Genomic DNA, 15,611 nt, shown 5'->3' on the forward strand with positions numbered 1-15,611 from the left:
CATTGCGGAATTGGCTTTTGTCTGCAACCGAAGTCGCTGTCCGACGCCGCCGCAATCGTCGTCACACAGCCGCGCTGTATCATCGTCCTGACACACCTTGTCAGCTGTCGTGCGGGTAAAGGTGGCGGGCCGGCAAGCGCTTCCCTACTTCAAACCAGTCTGAACAGGAGGAACACACATGACCATCGCGGATGTTGCCAAGGATTTCACCGAAATGCTCCAGCAGGGGGATCACCTGGGTGCTGGTGAAAAGTACAATGCCGATGATATCGTCAGCCTCGAAGCGATGGAGGGCCCGATGGCCATTGCCCGTGGCAAGGAGGCTCTCAGGCAAAAGGGCGAATGGTGGCAAGAGAACCACGAAGTCCATGGCGGCTCTGTCGAAGGCCCCTATGTCAACGGCGACCAGTTCGCGGTGCGCTTCAAGTTCGACATAACGCCCAAGGCGACCGGCGAACGGGTCACCATGGACGAGGTTGGCCTGTACACGGTCAAGAACGGCAAGATCACCGAAGAGCGCTTCTACTACTGAGCCCGGGTGCCGTAGGGTTCCGGCGCACTTCGCTGCACGACCCAAAAACCAGGCGGCCGGGACAAAGTCCTGGCCGCAGTGGGAAAAGCTCAAATGGTCTTCACATACTGCGCCAACTGATCGGCCACCGTGCCCCAGCCGTCGAAGAACCCCATCTCTTCATGATTGTTGCGGGTAGCCTCGTCGCGATGGATGGCCGTTGCCGTGTAGCGCGTGCCCTTGTCATCCGACTGAAGCGAAATGACTGCGGTGATGAAGGGCTCGCCGGAGGGCCGATAGCCCGGCAGCAGCGCATCGGTCCACACCAGCCGCTCGTTCGGCACGATCTCGAGATAGCAGCAATGGCGGTCGTTGACCTCCTTGCCGTCGGGCGATTGCATGCGCGTCCGGAACAGTCCGCCCGGACGAAGGTCGATCTCGCAATCGGTGATCAGCCAGGGCTTGGGCGTGAACCATTGCTTGACATGCTCCGGCACCGTCATCGCGCTCCACAAGAGTTCGCGCGGCGCGTCGAGCTTGCGCTCCAGCACAAGGTCCAGTCTGGGGTCGGGCTTGAAGGGATAGCTCACTTTTCTTGCTCCTTGAGGCTCATCACATAGGCGTCGAATTGATTGAGTCGGCGCTCCCACAGCGTGCGCTGTTCGGCCAGCCAGTTTTCGGCGAGCTGCAGCGGTTCGGGCGCCAGCTGATAGGTCCTGGTGCGGCCGATTTTTTCCGATCGCACCAGACCGCAGCCTTCCAGCACTTTCAGATGCTCGATGAAGGAAGGCAGCGCCATCTCGAAAGGCTGCGCCAACTCGCTGACCGAGGCCGGACTGCGGTTCAACCGCTCGACCACGCGCCGCCGCGTCGGGTCAGCCAGCGCGCGGAAGATGCCGTCGATCGGCGGGAGACTTGTAGTTGGGGCGAGGAGGCTTGGCATGGGCGATCCTGAGGTCTGTCGACGCGGTGCAGGCAGATACTTAGGAAATTTCCTTAGTATTGGCAACCTCTAAAAAAGCGCCGCTAGCGATTGGGAAGCTGGCAAAGCGGGGAGGGCGGTTTTAGGCTGTCTGAGGATTCGACTGTCAGTCAAGGGAAGCGCGTTTTGACGATCACCATGTACGGCATCACCACCTGCGACACGATCCGCAAGGCGCGCACCTGGCTGGAGGGCCATGCTGTGCCCTACCGCTTTCACGACTACCGGGCCGAGGGGATAGAGGCGGGCAGACTGGACGGATGGATCGGCAAGGTTGGCTGGGAAAAGCTGCTCAACAAGGGCAGCACGACCTTCCGCGAACTGCCCGACAAGCACAAGCAAGGGCTCGACGAGAAGAAGGCCAGGAAGCTGATGCTGGCCAACCCGACGATGATCAAGCGCCCGGTGCTCGAGGTCGGGGATGAGATTTTGGTGGGGTTCAAGCCGGAGGCTTATGAAGGGGTGGTGAAGTAGCGTAGCCCTGCCTCGTCAGCCTATGGCGTAGCAAGGAGCGAAGCGACGCAGCGCAGACACGAGGATGACGAACGCGTGGAGGGCGATCGCTAATTGTGAAGGCTTTCGCTTGCGGCGTATGCAGCGGTTCGCTGTCTCTCAACCCGTCCAGCGCAAATACCCCGCCAACGCCACCGCATTGTTATGCGCCTCGTCATGTGCGCCATAAAGCAGCGTCACCTTGGCCTTGCCGAGCAAGCCACGCAGTTTCGCCACCGCTTCTCTATTCCCATCCAGCTCGACCGAATACCGCACCTGAAACTCCGCCCATCGCGCCGGCTCATGTCCGAACCACCTCCGCAATTCATCGCTCGGCGCGATCTCCTTCAGCCACAGCGTCAGCGCGGCATCCTCCTTGCTGATGCCGCGCGGCCAGATGCGATCGACCAGCACCCGCTGCCCATCATCGGGCGCGGGTGCTTCGTAAATTCGCTTGACCGTCAGGTCGAAGGCCATCCGCCCCCTTTACGCCCACTCGCCCTTGCGCATCACCGGCACCTTGCGGCCATCCTTGTGCACGCCGTCTATGTCGATCTTGTCGGAGCCGATCATCCAGTCGATGTGGATAAAACTCTTGTTGCCGCCGCGCTGGGCGATTTCGTCCTGGGTGAGCGAGGCGCCGTCGACGAAGCATTTTGAATAGCACTGCCCGAGCGCGATGTGGCAGGCGGCGTTCTCGTCGAACAGCGTGTTGAAGAACAGCAGGCCGCTGGCCGAGATCGGCGAGGAATGCGGCACCAGCGCCACCTCGCCGAGCCGGCGCGAACCCTCGTCGGTGTCGAGCACTTTCTTCAGCACGTCCTCGCCCTTCGAAGCCTTGGCCTCGACGATCCTGCCCTCTTCGAAACGCACCGAGATATCGTCGATCAGCGTGCCCTGGTAGGACAGCGGCTTGGTCGAGGATACACGGCCGGAGACGCGCCGTGCATGCGGCGTGGTGAAGACCTCCTCGGTCGGGATGTTCGGATTGCAGGTGACGCCGTTCTTGGCAGTCGAGGCGCCGCCCATCCATTCATGGCCATCGGCCAGCCCGACGGTGAGGTCGGTGCCCGGGCCGCTGAAATGCAGATCATGGAAATTGTGCTCGTTCAGCCACTTTGTGCGGCCGCGCAGCGCTGCATTGTGCGCCGTCCAGTTTGCGATCGGGTCTTCCACATCGACCCGTGATGCCGAAAAGATCGCATCGGCGAGCTTCACCACGGCGACATCGTCGGCATCGCCGGGGAAGACCTGTTTTGCCCAGGCGAGATCCGGGTAGGCGACGATGTTCCAGTTGATGTCGAAGCCGGTGATCTTTTCCAGCGCCGGCTGGTAGGCCATCGAGTTCGCCTTGTTGGCGCGCGCCACTTTCGCCGGGTCCTGCGCCGACAACAGCGACGGGTCCTCGCCGCGCACGGCAAGCCGCGCCGCATTGTTGGAAAAGGCCTTCGCCATGCCTTCATACATCCAGCCGGCGGCGCGGTCGAAGCCGGCATCCGCGCCGTAGCGGAAGCGCGCCAGCGTGATCTCGTCATCGTTGAAGATCGGCGTCACCAGGCCGGCGCCCGCTTTATAAGCGTGCTCAACGATGCGCCTGGTCAGCGGCAGTGCGGCGATCGACGAGGTCAGCACCAGATCCTGCCCCGGCTGCAATTGCAGCCCGACCTTGATGGCGACTTCCGCCAGCCTGTCGAGCTTCACCGGGTCGATCGTTGCGGAAACGCCGCGCGAATGTGTGGTCATGATCCTGCCTGCCTTGGTCCGGGAGTGAGAGTTCCAACATAGGCCGGCGCGGCTGTCCTTTCCAGCACCGTCGCGACGGACAGCCCTAGGCAGCGCTTTCCAGCGCGCTAAACTGCGCCACGGTCGCCGCGATTTCCTCGCGGATCCAGATCTTGAAATCGCGCACCTTGCGGCTTTCGGTCTTGGTCGCCGAGGTCACCAGCCAGTAGCCGAGGCCGCTCTGCGCCCGCACGCCGAAAGGCGCGACGAGGCGGCCGTCGGCCAGCGCATCGGCGGCCAGCAATTGCCAGCCGAGCATGACGCCATGGCCGGCGATCGCCGATTCCAGGCACAGCATCGGGTCGGTGAAGCGCGCGCCCTTGCGGAAGCTGACCGGCTCGGCCCCGGCAGCCTTGAACCAGCTCTCCCAGTTGATCATCGCCCGTTCGTCGGTGATGGCGCAGGTCTGCGCCAGGTCTTCGATCGACTTCAGTTTCTTGGCGATCACCGGCGCGCAGACCGGAAAGACTTCCTGCGCCAACAAAAGTTCCGCCCGGCCGCCCGGCCATTTGCCGTCGCCAAGCCGGATGGCGATGTCGATGTCGGAGCGCTCGAGATCGGCCAGCCGCACCGAGGCGTCGATGCGCAGCAGCACGTTGGGATGGCGGTCGAAATGCCGCGACAATCGCGGCAGCAGCCATTTCGAAGCGAAGGCCGGCGCCACCGAAACCACCAGCGTGCACTGGCTTGCCTCGTCCGCCAGCGCCACCGCTTGCGCCAGCTCGCGAAAACCGGCGCCAAGCCGGGCGGAAAAAACCGTGCCGAACTCGGTCAGCACCAGCCCGCTCGCCGTTCGTTCGAACAGCGCCTGTCCAAGCTGCTTTTCGGTGCGGTTGATCTGCTGGCTGACGGCGCTGACGGAGACGTTGAGCTCGCCGGCAGCGGCCGCCAGCGAGCCGAGGCGGGCGACGGTTTCGACGGCGCGCAGGCCGTTGAGATGGACGCGGTTCAGCATAGCCATTCCAGTTTTTCTAAACCGGCGCGGCCGAAATCTCAATTGAAAGACGGCGAGACAGGGCAGATTCTAGCGAAGACAACCAGACCGAGGAGGCGAGGATGGTGACGATCGTATCATTGCTCAAAGTCTTTGCCGCCGGCTACAAGCGGCGGCGCCATGACGGGGATGTCCTCAATTGGGTGACCGATCCGCTGTCGCATCCCGTGCTCGACACCATGTCGGAGCGCGAACTCGGCGACATGCCGTTTCGCCTGACGGCGCGCCGCACCGCCTACGAGACCGGCGCAATCGGCTGTGGTTGAGATTCTTAGACATTAGTCGCGAGCCACTGGCCCAACACAAAGCGGATTGTTTCGGCGGCCGCCAAATCTATTGTGCGCTGCAATGAACGCTGCGCCATCACCCTTGCGTCTAGCCGTAGCCGGCATGATCGCCATGGCCGTTGCCATGGGCATTGGCCGCTTCGTCTACACCCCGATCCTGCCCGGCATGATGGAGGAACTGCATCTGTCGCCGGCCGATGCCGGCTGGATCGCTTCGGCCAACTATCTCGGCTACCTCGCCGGCGCGCTTGCGGCGGCCGGCGGCTGGGCGCATGGGCGCGAGCGGCTGCTGATGTTTGGCGGCCTTGCCGCAAGTGCTGCGCTCGCCGGCCTGATGGGGCTGAGCGAGACGATGACCGCCTTTGTCGTCATCCGCTTCCTTGCCGGCCTGGCCAGTGCCTTCGTCATGGTGTTCATGGCCTCGATCGTCTTTGGTCATTTGGCAGCCGCCAACAGAAGCGACCTGCAGGCGCTGCATTTCGGCGGCGTCGGTCTCGGCATCGCGGCATCCTCGGCGCTGATGGCGGTTCTGGTCACCGAACATGCCGGCTGGGCGTCGGGCTGGCTGTGGTCGGCGGCGATTTCCGCCGGCGGCCTTGCGCTTGTCGCCTGGCTTGCCGGCGGCACCGCGCCCGCTACCGGCCTGGCCGGGCGCGAACCGGCGCTGCCCAAGGACCGGTCGCTGATAAAAGTTATCGTTGCCTACGGCCTGTTCGGCTTCGGCTACGTGGTGACGGCGACGTTCCTCGTTGCCATCGTGCGCCAGGGCGGCGACGGCCGCGTCTTCGAGGCGACCGTCTGGATGGTCACCGGCCTTGCCGGCTTCCCCTCGGTGTGGCTGTGGCAGAAGGTAGCGGCACGGATCGGGCTTTATGCCGCCTATGCCTTGGGCTGCCTGGTCGAAGTGGTCGGCGTCACCGCCAGCGTCGCCATGGGCGGCGCCGCCGGCCCGTTGCTCGCGGGCGTCCTGCTCGGCGGCACCTTCATCGCCGTTACAGCACTCGGCCTGCAGACCGCCAGGCAGCTCGTGCCGCAGGCGCCGCGCCGGATCTTCGCCATGATGACCGCCGCCTTCGGCATCGGCCAGATCGTCGGCCCTGTCGTCGCCGGCCTGCTGGCGCAAGCCTCGGGCAACTTCTTCCTGGCCTCGATCGTCGCTGCTGGCGTATTGCTGGTATCTGCTGGGATCACCTGGTCGGCCGCGCCAAAATCGCCATGATTGTGGTCTTGCTCGATGCCGGGCATCGGGTACGGGCATTTGCTTTCCACCTAATGTGTGACTTTATGCCCGCCGAACCCCGCTGATTTGCGCACCGACCGAGGATTTCACCACAGTGTTCGTATCCTTCTTCCCGCAGCCGAAGCTGTTTTTCATCTCGGCCGTCGTCTGGACTGCGGTTCTCGTGGCAGCCTGGTTCCTCGGTGCTGACCAGCTTGGCGCGTTTCTCGGCTTGCCTCCGGCTCTTGCCGACGCGCCGCCCATCATAGGCGTCTCGGTGTTCTGGTCGCCTCCGTTCCTCTGGTTCTACATCTACTATGCGCTTGGCGTTTTGATATTCTATGGCTTCTGGCACTGGTATTCTCCGCACCCGTGGGACCAATGGTCTATCCTCGGCAGTTCGCTGCTCCTGTTCACGACCTACTTTCAGGTGCAGGTAAGCGTGGCGATCAACGCATGGTATGGACCATTCTGGGACCTCATTCAGGGCATCGTTAGCAAAACGGTCAAGGCAACCGAGGCTGATCTTTACGCTCAAATAATCACTTTCCTCGGTATCGCTCTTGTCGCGGTTACCGTGTTCGTTTTGACAAACTTCTTCGTCAGCCACTGGGTGTTTCGCTGGCGCACTGCGATGAACAATTACTACATGTCCTATTGGCCGAAGCTGCGCCATATTGAGGGCGCTGCACAGCGTGTGCAGGAAGACACGATGCGGTTTTCCAAGATAATGGAAGACCTTGGCACTAGCTTCGTCGATTCCATCATGACGCTTATCGCTTTCATGCCGATCCTGCTCAGTTATTCTAAGCATGTCACAGAGTTGCCATTGATCGGTCATGTTCCTCAGCCGCTGGTTTTGGCTGCGATCTTCTGGGCAGTCTTCGGTACAGTCATCATTGCGACCGCAGGCATCAAGCTTCCTGGCTTGCAGTTTCGTAACCAGCGCGTCGAGGCAGCATATCGCAAGGAACTCGTCTACGGTGAGGACGATCCGGCCCGGGCGCAGCCGCCGACCGTCGCGGAGCTGTTTGCGAGTGTGCGGCAAAACTACTTTCGCCTGTATTTCCACTATGTGTATTTCAACGTGGTCCGCTATCTTTATCTTCAGACCAACAACGTCTTCTCCTACTTCCTGATGGTGCCTTCCATGATCGCTGGAACGCTGACGCTGGGTCTCATCAACCAGGTCAGTTCAGCCTTCAGTCAGGTAACCAACTCATTCCAGTATCTCGTCAATTCTTGGTCGACGATTGTCGAGCTTCTGTCAGTTCACAAGCGCCTTCGCGCCTTCGAGGCGACGATTCGCGGCGAGCCGCTGCCCGACATTGACCGCCACTTCATGGAGCGTCAGGAACAGGCAAAGGAACCCGACCCGGCTTGATCCTATTTGCACAGACGGTTGGCGGCTCAGCCGCCCACCGCCGCCTGCCTCTCGCTACCACGTTGCCGCTGCACATAATCGCGAAAACTGATGCATTCGACGTCGGCTTTCACGCACGTCTCGTCGGCAAAGCGCTCCAGCGCGTTCCAGTAGGCGCCGTCATTCATCAGCGTGAAATGGAAGCTCAGCACCAGCGGGATGCGCTTGCCCTGATATTGCTTGTCGAAGGCGGCGCGGAACGCCTGGTAGGTCCGATCGCTGAACTCGGCTGCCTGGCTCGGCCGCTCGAAACCGCCGGAATGCCTGACATAGAGATTGTAGTCCATGGCGATCACCGGCCTTGAACTCGGGCCTTCCGGGATCTGTGGCAGCGAAAAGCGGGTCAAGCCGCCGCCGGTCGGCGGCTCGACCGGGCCGTTCGAGACGCCGCTGGCGTCATAGTGGTAGCCGGCTTCAGGCAGGGCCTCGTAGAGCCCTTTGCTGGTCGACAGATAGGGCGCGCGAAAGCCGACCACGGCATGGGCAATAGCGCGCCAGCCTGCGGGCTCGGGCGCAATGCCGTTGATTGCATAGGCGTTCTCCAGAATGCGCTCGAACGATGCGAATTCCTTCAGCCAGTCGGCCTTGCTCCAGTCCTTGCCGTCGAAATGGCCGCAGCCATGGCTGGCAATGTCATGGCCCTCCGACGCGGCGAGGCCGATCTGGTCGAGCCGGTCCGCGACTTCCTGTTTCGAGGCGGCGAAGCCGATGTTGGATTTGCCCGCGGACCTGGCCGGCGCGGTGTATTCGGCGCGTGTCTGCTGCGACAGCAGGAACACGCAGGAAAGGAAGTAGGTAAAATGCGCGCCGGTGCGCTTGGCTAGCGCCCGGCTGCGCTGCCATTGCGATATCTCACGGGCGCTGTCGAACGAGATGATGACGATCTGCTTCGGCTTTGCCGGGGATGGCGCCGCCGGCGGGTCGGCGTAAGCAACGCCCGCCGTGGCAAGCACAGCGGTGGAAAATGCGACAACGCGGGACAAACGTGGCATCGGCAATCTGGGCTTGATCTGGAGGCAGTCAAAGCCGGCTATCGGCAAAATGTGGCGTGGGTGCGATCAAAGTCGGCAGCTATGCGCCCGGCGATTAGCCGATTTTCCTGCCCAGCCCCTTCCATGCCCGCGAAATTTCGCTAAAACGCGGGCTCAAGAAGCGCCCCTGTTGGGGCAGCAATGGTTTTGATTGATGTCCGACGACAGTTTTATCCGCGAAGTCAACGACGAGATGCGCCGCGAAAAGGCGCAGGCGCTGTGGGATCGTTTCGGTCCGGCGCTGCTTGGCCTTGCTATCCTGGTGGTGCTCGGCACCGCTGCCTTCGTCGGCTACCGCTATTGGGATGAGACCCGCGCCAACCGCTCGGGCGATGCCTTCTCGCAGGCGCTGAAGCTTGCCAATGACGGCAAGAGCGACGAGGCGCTGACAGCGCTCGAACAGCTGGAAAAGGATGGCTACGGCGCCTATCCACTGCTCGCCCGTATGCGCGCCGCAACCGTCAAGGCCGACAAGGGCGACTTTGCCGCCGCCGTTACGGATTTCGATGGCGTCGCCGCCGACACCGCCATTCCGCAGGGCATTCGCGACATGGCGCGCCTGCGGGCAGCTCTGCTGCTCGTCGACCACGGCTCCGTCGCCGATGTCTCCAGCCGCGTCGAGGCGCTGACCGCCGACAACAACACGCTGCGCCACACGGCGCGCGAAGCGCTCGGCCTTGCCGCCTGGAAGGAAGGCAAGACCCAGGATGCGCTGAAACTGTTCGACCAGATCGCCGCCGATGACGGCGCGCCGCGCAATGCGCGCCAGCGGGCGACGTTGATGTCCGAACTGATCCGCGGCTCGGGCGCGTCATGATACGCATCGCCCAAAGCCTGCCCTCGGGCCTGACCCAAGGGCGCGCTGCGGTTTGGGCGATGATATGGATAGCCGGATGAGCTTCAAAGTCGCCATTATCGGCCGGCCCAATGTCGGCAAATCGACGCTTTTCAACCGGCTGGTCGGACGGAAGCTGGCGCTTGTCGACGACACGCCGGGCGTCACCCGCGACCGTCGCGTCCACGCGGCAAAACTCTACGATCTGCATTTCGATGTCATCGACACCGCCGGCTTCGAGGACGCCGCCGCTTCGACGCTGCCCGGCCGCATGCGCGCGCAGACCGAGATCGCCATCCGCGAAGCCGACCTGATCTTCTTCACCATCGACGCCAAGTCCGGCCTGCTGCCCGATGATCGCACCTTCGCCGAGATCGTGCGCAAGTCCGGCAAGCCGGTCGTGCTGGTCGCCAACAAGGCCGAGGCCAAGGGCGCCCAGGGCGGCATGCTGGAAGCCTGGGAACTGGGTCTCGGTGAGCCGATCCCGGTCTCGGCAGAGCATGGCCAGGGCATGCCCGACCTGCGCGATGCTGTCATCGAAGCCCTTGGCGAGAAGCGCGCTTTCGACGAGGAAGAGGCCGAAGCCGAAGACGAGGTCGCCGCCAGCGAGGTGCTGATCGGCGAGGACATCACCGATCCCGACGCTGAACCTGCCTATGACGACACCAAGCCGATGCGCATCGCCGTCGTCGGCCGTCCCAATGCCGGCAAGTCGACGCTGATCAACGCGCTGATCGGCGAGGAGCGGCTTTTGACCGGCCCGGAAGCAGGCATCACCCGAGATTCCATCTCGGTCGACTGGGACTGGCATGGCCGTCGCCTAAAACTGTTCGACACTGCCGGCATGCGCCGCAAGGCCAGGATCCACGAAAAGCTGGAAGTGATGTCGGTGCAGGACGGTCTGCGCGCCATCCGCTTTGCCGAGATCGTCATCATCGTGCTCGACGCCACCATCCCGTTCGAAAAGCAGGACCTGCAGATCGCCGACCTGATCATCCGCGAGGGCAGGGCGCCGGTCATCGCCTTCAACAAATGGGACCTGATCGACAATCCGCAGGAACTGCTGGCCGAATTGCGCGAAAAGACCACACGGCTTTTGCCGCAAGTGCGCGGCATCCAGGCGGTGACGGTTTCGGCCGAGACCGGGCGCAGCCTCGACAAGCTGATGGATGCCGTCATCAAGACGCACAAGGTGTGGAACAGCCGCGTTTCCACCGGCAAGCTCAACCGTTGGCTGGAAAGCATTCTGGCGCATCACCCGCCACCCGCCGTCGCCGGCCGCCGGCTCAAGGTCAAATACGTCACCCAGGCCAAGACCCGGCCGCCGGGTTTCGTCGTCCAGTGCTCGCGGCCCGACGCGATGCCGCAATCCTATGTCCGCTACCTCTCCAACAGCCTGCGCGAAGCCTTCGACATGCCCGGCGTGCCGATCAGGATAGCGCTGCGGACTTCGGACAACCCGTTCGCGGGGAGAGCGAACAAGCGCAAGTGAGCGCAAATAAGCTTCAGGCTGGCGGGACAGCACCCCCCTCTGCCCTGCCGGGCATCTCCCCCGCAAGGGGGGAGATCAGTCGTTTCGTCTTTGGAGCCTCTCTTGCAACGTTGAAAATTGGCGAAAGCATTCGCGAGATCCAATCTCCCCCCTTGCGGGGGAGATGTCCGGCAGGACAGAGGGGGGTGTGACGGAACGCTACGCTGGACAGCCGCTTCCGTCTAAGCGACCTCTCTCAACCGCTCGTCCTGCGGCAGCGCCGCCACCGCCGCGTGCCACAATATATCCGCCAGCCGCGCCGCCACCGGGTCCAGTTCGGCGTCTTTCTGGTGCAGCACCAGCGCCATGGTCGGCAGCGCGGGTAAGCCCAGCGTTTGCGGCGCCATCGCCCTGACATTGGCCGGCAGGCCGATATCCGTGCGGATGGTCAGGCCGAGGCCGGCGGCGACCGCCGCCCAGATGCCGCCAAGGCTGGGGCTGGAGAAGGCCATCCGCCATGGCAGGCCGGCGCGGTCGAGCGTTTCCGTCGTCACTGTGCGCAGCAGGCATGGCGCTTCCAGCGCCACCAGCGGCAGTGCCTCGCCCTCGCGCAGCCTGGTCTCGATCAGCTTTGCCGGCCCGATCCAGCGCAATTGCGCGTCGCCGACATGCCGGCTGTAAGGCAGCGCCTGGCCGCTGTCCCAGGCCAGCGCAATGTCGAGATTGCCTGATGTGATCCGCTCGGCGAGTTCATAGCTGCGCCCGATCCGCGCCTCGATCTTGACCTTGGGGTGCGCGCGGGCGAAGCGTCCGAGCACCTCCGGCAGCACCGCCTCGCCGAAATCCTCCTGCAGGCCGAGCCTGACCCAGCCTTCCAGTTCCACGTCGTGGATGGCCGAGGCCGCCTCGTCGTTCAACTCGAGCAGCCGCCTGGCATAGCCGAGCATGGTTTCGCCGGCTTCGGTCAACGCCAGTCCGCGGCCCGACTTGCGGAAGATCGGCGTGGCCGCCTGGTCCTCCAACTTCTTCAGTTGCGCGCTCACCGCCGAGGTCGAGCGTCCAAGCCGGTCGGCGGCCTTGGCGAAGCTGCCGAGTTCCATGCCGGTGACGAAGCTTCGGAGGACATCGAGGTCGAAGGTTACGCGGCGCATCACAACGATCCTGTTTTTCGGGAACAATTGTCAAAAACTTCCCGCTATTCGGGATGAGGTTATGGCGGTAAAGACGAGGCGTCAAGGCCCTGAAAGGGCATCAACAGGAGTCCCGCCATGTCGATTGCCGACGCAAATTGTGAGCCAGGCCGGGTTGGCCGAGCCGCCGCCGTCACGTCGAAGGCTGAACAATTTCCCGCCAATCATCGCTGGAAGGTGCTTGGCATCGGCGTTGCCGCCAATGCCAGTTTCTCCGCCACCTTCGCCGGCATACCGGCGGCGGCGGTGTTTCTGCGGTCGGGTTATCACTTGAGCAATGGCAATCTCGGTCTGGTCCTCGGCCTTCTCGGACTGGGCGTTGCCTTGAGCGAACTGCCCTGGGGCCTGCTCACCGACCGCTGGGGCGATCGCGGCGTGCTGTTGACCGGCCTTGGCGCGACCGCGGCGTGGCTCGCCTTGATGGCGTTGTTCATCGTGCCCTCAGTGACCTATGTGCCTGGCGTCGCAATGCTGGCCGCATGCCTTCTGGTCGCCGGCCTGCTCGGCGGCAGCGTCAACGGTTCCAGCGGCCGCGCCATCATGGCCTGGTTCCACGAAGGCGAACGTGGCTTTGCCATGAGCATCAGGCAGACCGCGGTGCCGCTCGGCGGCGGGCTCGGCGCGCTGGTCCTGCCGTCGCTGGCATCGGTGCACGGTTTCGCGGCGGTCTTCGGGCTGCTGGCCGCCATGAACGCCGTCTCTGCGCTGTTTGCCTGGCGATGGCTGCACCAGCCGCCGGAACTGGACAATGCCGGCAGCATGGCCATGGCAAAGTCGGGCGGTCCGGCGCCGCTGCGCAATGTCGAGGTCTGGCGCATCGCCACCGCCATCGGCCTGCTCTGCTTTCCGCAAGTGGCGGTGCTGACCTTTGCCTCGGTCTTCCTGCACGATTTCGCCGGCATAGCCACGCTCACGATCAGCGCCAGCCTTGCCGCGGTGCAGACCGGCGCCATGGTGATGCGCGTCTGGAGCGGCCGCTTCACCGACCGCCATGGCAACCGCCGCTGGTTCCTGCGCCTCTGCAGCATGACAAGCGCGCTTGGCTTCGCGGCCGTCGGCCTGCTGGTCCTGGCGGCAGGAGCCACGCCAGACGCCCATGCCGCGTTGATCCCGGCGATCGCCGTGCTGCTGGTCGTTGCCGGCATTTCGGTCTCCGCCTGGCATGGCGTCGCCTACACCGAACTCGCCACGCTTGCTGGCGCCAGCCGCGCCGGAACCGCGCTCGGTCTTGCCAACAGCTTCGTCTTCATCGCCTTCTTCGTGGTGCCGACCGCCATTCCGGCTTTGCTGCTCATCTGGTCGTGGCCTGGCGTCTGGCTGGTGGGCGCGCTCTGCGCCATGATTGCATGGCCAATTTTCCTGCGGCCGAACTGACGGGTTGCCGGCCGGCAAACGGCGTCCCATTTCGGGCCGCTTCGGACCAACACGATCGACCGCGTTAACCCCGCATCAAGGTTAATGCTTCACTTTGGCTCTCCAGTGGCTCAGTTGCGTTTCTGGAGAGTTCCCCGTGCATCGACGTGTCCTGAAGCGGCTGGCCGCCGCCGCCGGTGAGAAAAAACGTTCCTTCGTACCGCCATTGGTCATCGGGCTCGGCATCTGGATCGGCTTTCCAACCGTCGTCGCCTACCAGGACATGGGCAGCCTGATTTCCGGCCTCGAAGCCTCGGGCACCCGCTGGAACTCTTATGTCGAGCGATCCGTCGCCGGCTCGGTTCATGCCGCCGAAATGCCTTTCATCGATTCCGTCACCACCGGTTCGCTCTCGGGCTCGGGCGTGCGCCTGCCCGGCGTCGGCAAGGTCTCGTTTCGCGGCAAGGGCAATGTCGCCGGCATCACGCCCGACGAGGACCGCATCATGCGCGCCGACAAGAAGGGCCGCATCATCCAGGTCTCGCCGGTGGCGCCGCCGAAGAACTTCAATGCCGGCTCGATCTTCCAGCGCACCTCCTCGCTGCTGCGGCCGAGCATGGACAGCGGCCTGAAGCTCGCCTTCGCCAAGCCCGGCATCAAAGGCAAGGAAATCCAGATCGCCCAGTCCTTCCACACCAATGTGGACAAGAAGCCCGATCCCGGCGTGCCGGCCATGCTTGCCGCCCTCGTCAACAATGACAGACCGGACGTGCTGGCCACCGCCTATGCCCAGGCCGAACCCGATTACGCCAAGGCCTCGCCCTTCGAAGCGCTGCTGCAGGACGAGGAGCCGAGCAGCGGGCGCTTCATTCCGCCGATGGCCAAGGGCGATCATTCGTGGATCCAGAACCCGCTGCCGGCCAGCGTCTTCTCCACGAAGGAGCAGGCCTGCCTCGCCAACGGCATCTATTTCGAGGCGCGGGGAGAATCCGTGCGCGGCCAGGCCGCCGTCGCCCAGGTCATTCTCAACCGCGTCCGCAATCCGGCCTATCCGAACTCGATTTGCGGCGTCGTCTACCAGAACGACAACTGGCTGAACCGCTGCCAGTTCTCCTTCGCCTGCGACGGCCGCAAGAAGCGCATCGAGAGCCCCGCCCACTACAAGACCGCGCAGGACGTCGCGATGGCGGTCACCGCCGGCAAGATCTTCATTCCCGAAGTCGGCTCATCGACCCACTACTACGCCAACTACGTCCATCCGGGCTGGGCGCGCACGATGCAGAAGATGACCAAGATCGGCCTGCATATCTTCTACCGCACGTATGGCGGCGGCTGGAGCTAAGCCCTTCGGCTTGCCTGTCGCAAACGAACCGCAAAGGCCCTGGAAGCCGAAATCGGACAGCGGTCGCCGGACGGATTCGGGGCATGTGCCGACCCGATAGTGCCGGGCACGATGTCGCACCTCGCCAAGTGATTGATTCCAATAGAAAAAATACATGGCTTTGAAGTCCCGCCCGTGGCTTGACGGGCGCAAACCCTCTAACTATGTTGCCGGCGACTTTAGAAGCGGACGGACGGTGACGGTCTGACCGGGCAGGGGGGTTACGATGGCCGACAAGAACGGGCCAGACGGAACCGGAGAAACCGGCCGCGGCAGCAAGCACGAGGCCGACATCCGCGACGAAGATCTCGAACGCCGCCGGCGTGAGCTTGGAGCATCGCTTGCGACAAGACGGCCGGATCAGCTCGAGGGGAATGACGGCGCGAAGGCGACGGCCGGATATGGCCAGGCGCTCAAGCTGTCCAGCGAGTTCATCGCCGGGATAGTGGTGGGTGTGGGCCTTGGCTGGTTTCTGGATCGCGTGGCGGGAACCTCGCCATGGGGTCTGGTCGTCGGCTTGTTGCTGGGCTTTGGCGCCGGCGTGCTCAATGTCCTGCGTTCGTCAGGTGTTGTGGCGGAATTCGGAAAAAGCGAGAAGTCGCACGATCCGAAAGAATGAAATGGCGCGCCGCCAATGGCGCACAAGGACACTTAAGGCCG

Annotated in this window: 17 protein-coding genes; 10 read left to right on the plus strand and 7 right to left on the minus strand. The window is 63.5% G+C overall.

Translation table 11 applies throughout. The annotated features are described in order from the left end of the window. Nucleotides 1–178: 178 nt before the first annotated feature. Nucleotides 179–532, plus strand: coding sequence for a nuclear transport factor 2 family protein (locus NLY36_RS24990; RefSeq protein WP_023684393.1), 354 nt, complete (start codon nt 179–181; stop codon nt 530–532). An 89-nt stretch (nt 533–621) separates the two neighbouring features. Here the strand turns inward: NLY36_RS24990 and NLY36_RS24995 are convergent, their stop codons facing one another. Together NLY36_RS24995 and NLY36_RS25000 are read right to left on the minus strand one after the other, a co-directional pair. Continuing rightward, nucleotides 622–1,101 carry an SRPBCC family protein gene (locus NLY36_RS24995; RefSeq protein ID WP_023668501.1) on the minus strand — a complete coding sequence of 160 codons (480 nt, stop codon included), beginning with the start codon at nt 1,099–1,101 and terminating at the stop codon, nt 622–624. Next, complete coding sequence (locus NLY36_RS25000) at nt 1,098–1,454, minus strand: ArsR/SmtB family transcription factor (protein WP_023704864.1); 357 nt, start codon at nt 1,452–1,454, stop codon at nt 1,098–1,100. Before NLY36_RS25000 ends, NLY36_RS24995 begins: the two co-directional genes overlap by 4 nt. Nucleotides 1,455–1,619: 165 nt before the next feature. Between NLY36_RS25000 and NLY36_RS25005 the strand changes: the two genes are divergently transcribed. Then, nucleotides 1,620–1,967, plus strand: coding sequence for an ArsC family reductase (locus NLY36_RS25005; protein WP_023708158.1), 348 nt, complete (start codon nt 1,620–1,622; stop codon nt 1,965–1,967). Between the two features lie 138 nt (nt 1,968–2,105). Here the strand turns inward: NLY36_RS25005 and NLY36_RS25010 are convergent, their stop codons facing one another. The 3 genes from NLY36_RS25010 to NLY36_RS25020 all read right to left on the minus strand — a co-directional run bounded on the left by NLY36_RS25010 (nt 2,106) and on the right by NLY36_RS25020 (nt 4,728). Continuing rightward, nucleotides 2,106–2,462 carry a DUF488 domain-containing protein gene (locus NLY36_RS25010; protein ID WP_023704867.1) on the minus strand — a complete coding sequence of 119 codons (357 nt, stop codon included), beginning with the start codon at nt 2,460–2,462 and terminating at the stop codon, nt 2,106–2,108. Nucleotides 2,463–2,471: 9 nt separating this feature from the next. Continuing rightward, nucleotides 2,472–3,728 carry an aminopeptidase gene (locus NLY36_RS25015; RefSeq protein WP_023684389.1) on the minus strand — a complete coding sequence of 419 codons (1,257 nt, stop codon included), beginning with the start codon at nt 3,726–3,728 and terminating at the stop codon, nt 2,472–2,474. Nucleotides 3,729–3,813: 85 nt separating this feature from the next. Continuing rightward, entirely contained in the window at nt 3,814–4,728 is a 915-nt protein-coding gene (locus NLY36_RS25020; RefSeq protein WP_023687096.1) for a LysR substrate-binding domain-containing protein, read from the minus strand. Nucleotides 4,729–4,823: 95 nt separating this feature from the next. On the opposite strand from NLY36_RS25020, the gene NLY36_RS25025 reads away from it, so the two are divergent. From NLY36_RS25025 to sbmA, 3 genes are all read left to right on the plus strand, one after another. Beyond that, nucleotides 4,824–5,027, plus strand: a complete 204-nt coding sequence (locus tag NLY36_RS25025; protein ID WP_023704868.1) for a hypothetical protein — start codon at nt 4,824–4,826, stop codon at nt 5,025–5,027. 82 nt (nt 5,028–5,109) lie between these two features. Next, a complete protein-coding gene (locus tag NLY36_RS25030; protein WP_023735597.1) occupies nt 5,110–6,267 on the plus strand; it encodes a YbfB/YjiJ family MFS transporter in 1,158 nt (385 codons plus the stop codon). A gap of 115 nt (nt 6,268–6,382) precedes the next feature. Continuing rightward, nucleotides 6,383–7,651 carry a peptide antibiotic transporter SbmA gene (sbmA, locus tag NLY36_RS25035; RefSeq protein WP_023704870.1) on the plus strand — a complete coding sequence of 423 codons (1,269 nt, stop codon included), beginning with the start codon at nt 6,383–6,385 and terminating at the stop codon, nt 7,649–7,651. A gap of 26 nt (nt 7,652–7,677) precedes the next feature. Here the strand turns inward: sbmA and NLY36_RS25040 are convergent, their stop codons facing one another. Next, the gene (locus NLY36_RS25040) at nt 7,678–8,682 is read right to left on the minus strand and encodes a polysaccharide deacetylase family protein (RefSeq protein ID WP_023724272.1); all 1,005 of its coding nucleotides are present in this window, start codon (nt 8,680–8,682) and stop codon (nt 7,678–7,680) included. Between the two features lie 193 nt (nt 8,683–8,875). On the opposite strand from NLY36_RS25040, the gene NLY36_RS25045 reads away from it, so the two are divergent. Both NLY36_RS25045 and der read left to right on the plus strand, forming a co-directional pair. Next, complete coding sequence (locus NLY36_RS25045) at nt 8,876–9,538, plus strand: tetratricopeptide repeat protein (protein WP_023692117.1); 663 nt, start codon at nt 8,876–8,878, stop codon at nt 9,536–9,538. A gap of 76 nt (nt 9,539–9,614) precedes the next feature. Continuing rightward, nucleotides 9,615–11,048 carry a ribosome biogenesis GTPase Der gene (gene der, locus NLY36_RS25050; RefSeq protein WP_023696590.1) on the plus strand — a complete coding sequence of 478 codons (1,434 nt, stop codon included), beginning with the start codon at nt 9,615–9,617 and terminating at the stop codon, nt 11,046–11,048. 221 nt (nt 11,049–11,269) lie between these two features. Here the strand turns inward: der and NLY36_RS25055 are convergent, their stop codons facing one another. Then, nucleotides 11,270–12,178: a LysR substrate-binding domain-containing protein gene (locus NLY36_RS25055; RefSeq protein WP_023668489.1), complete on the minus strand. Its 909-nt coding sequence runs from the start codon at nt 12,176–12,178 to the stop codon at nt 11,270–11,272. A 117-nt stretch (nt 12,179–12,295) separates the two neighbouring features. Between NLY36_RS25055 and NLY36_RS25060 the strand changes: the two genes are divergently transcribed. From NLY36_RS25060 to NLY36_RS25070, 3 genes are all read left to right on the plus strand, one after another. Then, complete coding sequence (locus NLY36_RS25060; RefSeq protein ID WP_023705186.1) at nt 12,296–13,591, plus strand: MFS transporter; 1,296 nt, start codon at nt 12,296–12,298, stop codon at nt 13,589–13,591. 136 nt (nt 13,592–13,727) lie between these two features. Then, on the plus strand, nt 13,728–14,912 hold the full coding sequence (locus NLY36_RS25065; protein ID WP_023705185.1) for a cell wall hydrolase: 1,185 nt from the start codon (nt 13,728–13,730) through the stop codon (nt 14,910–14,912). A gap of 265 nt (nt 14,913–15,177) precedes the next feature. Beyond that, nucleotides 15,178–15,570 carry an AtpZ/AtpI family protein gene (locus NLY36_RS25070; RefSeq protein ID WP_023668486.1) on the plus strand — a complete coding sequence of 131 codons (393 nt, stop codon included), beginning with the start codon at nt 15,178–15,180 and terminating at the stop codon, nt 15,568–15,570. The last annotated feature ends 41 nt before the right edge of the window (nt 15,571–15,611 follow it).

Source organism: Mesorhizobium sp. C399B (assembly GCF_030323185.1).
GTDB lineage: Bacteria > Pseudomonadota > Alphaproteobacteria > Rhizobiales > Rhizobiaceae > Mesorhizobium.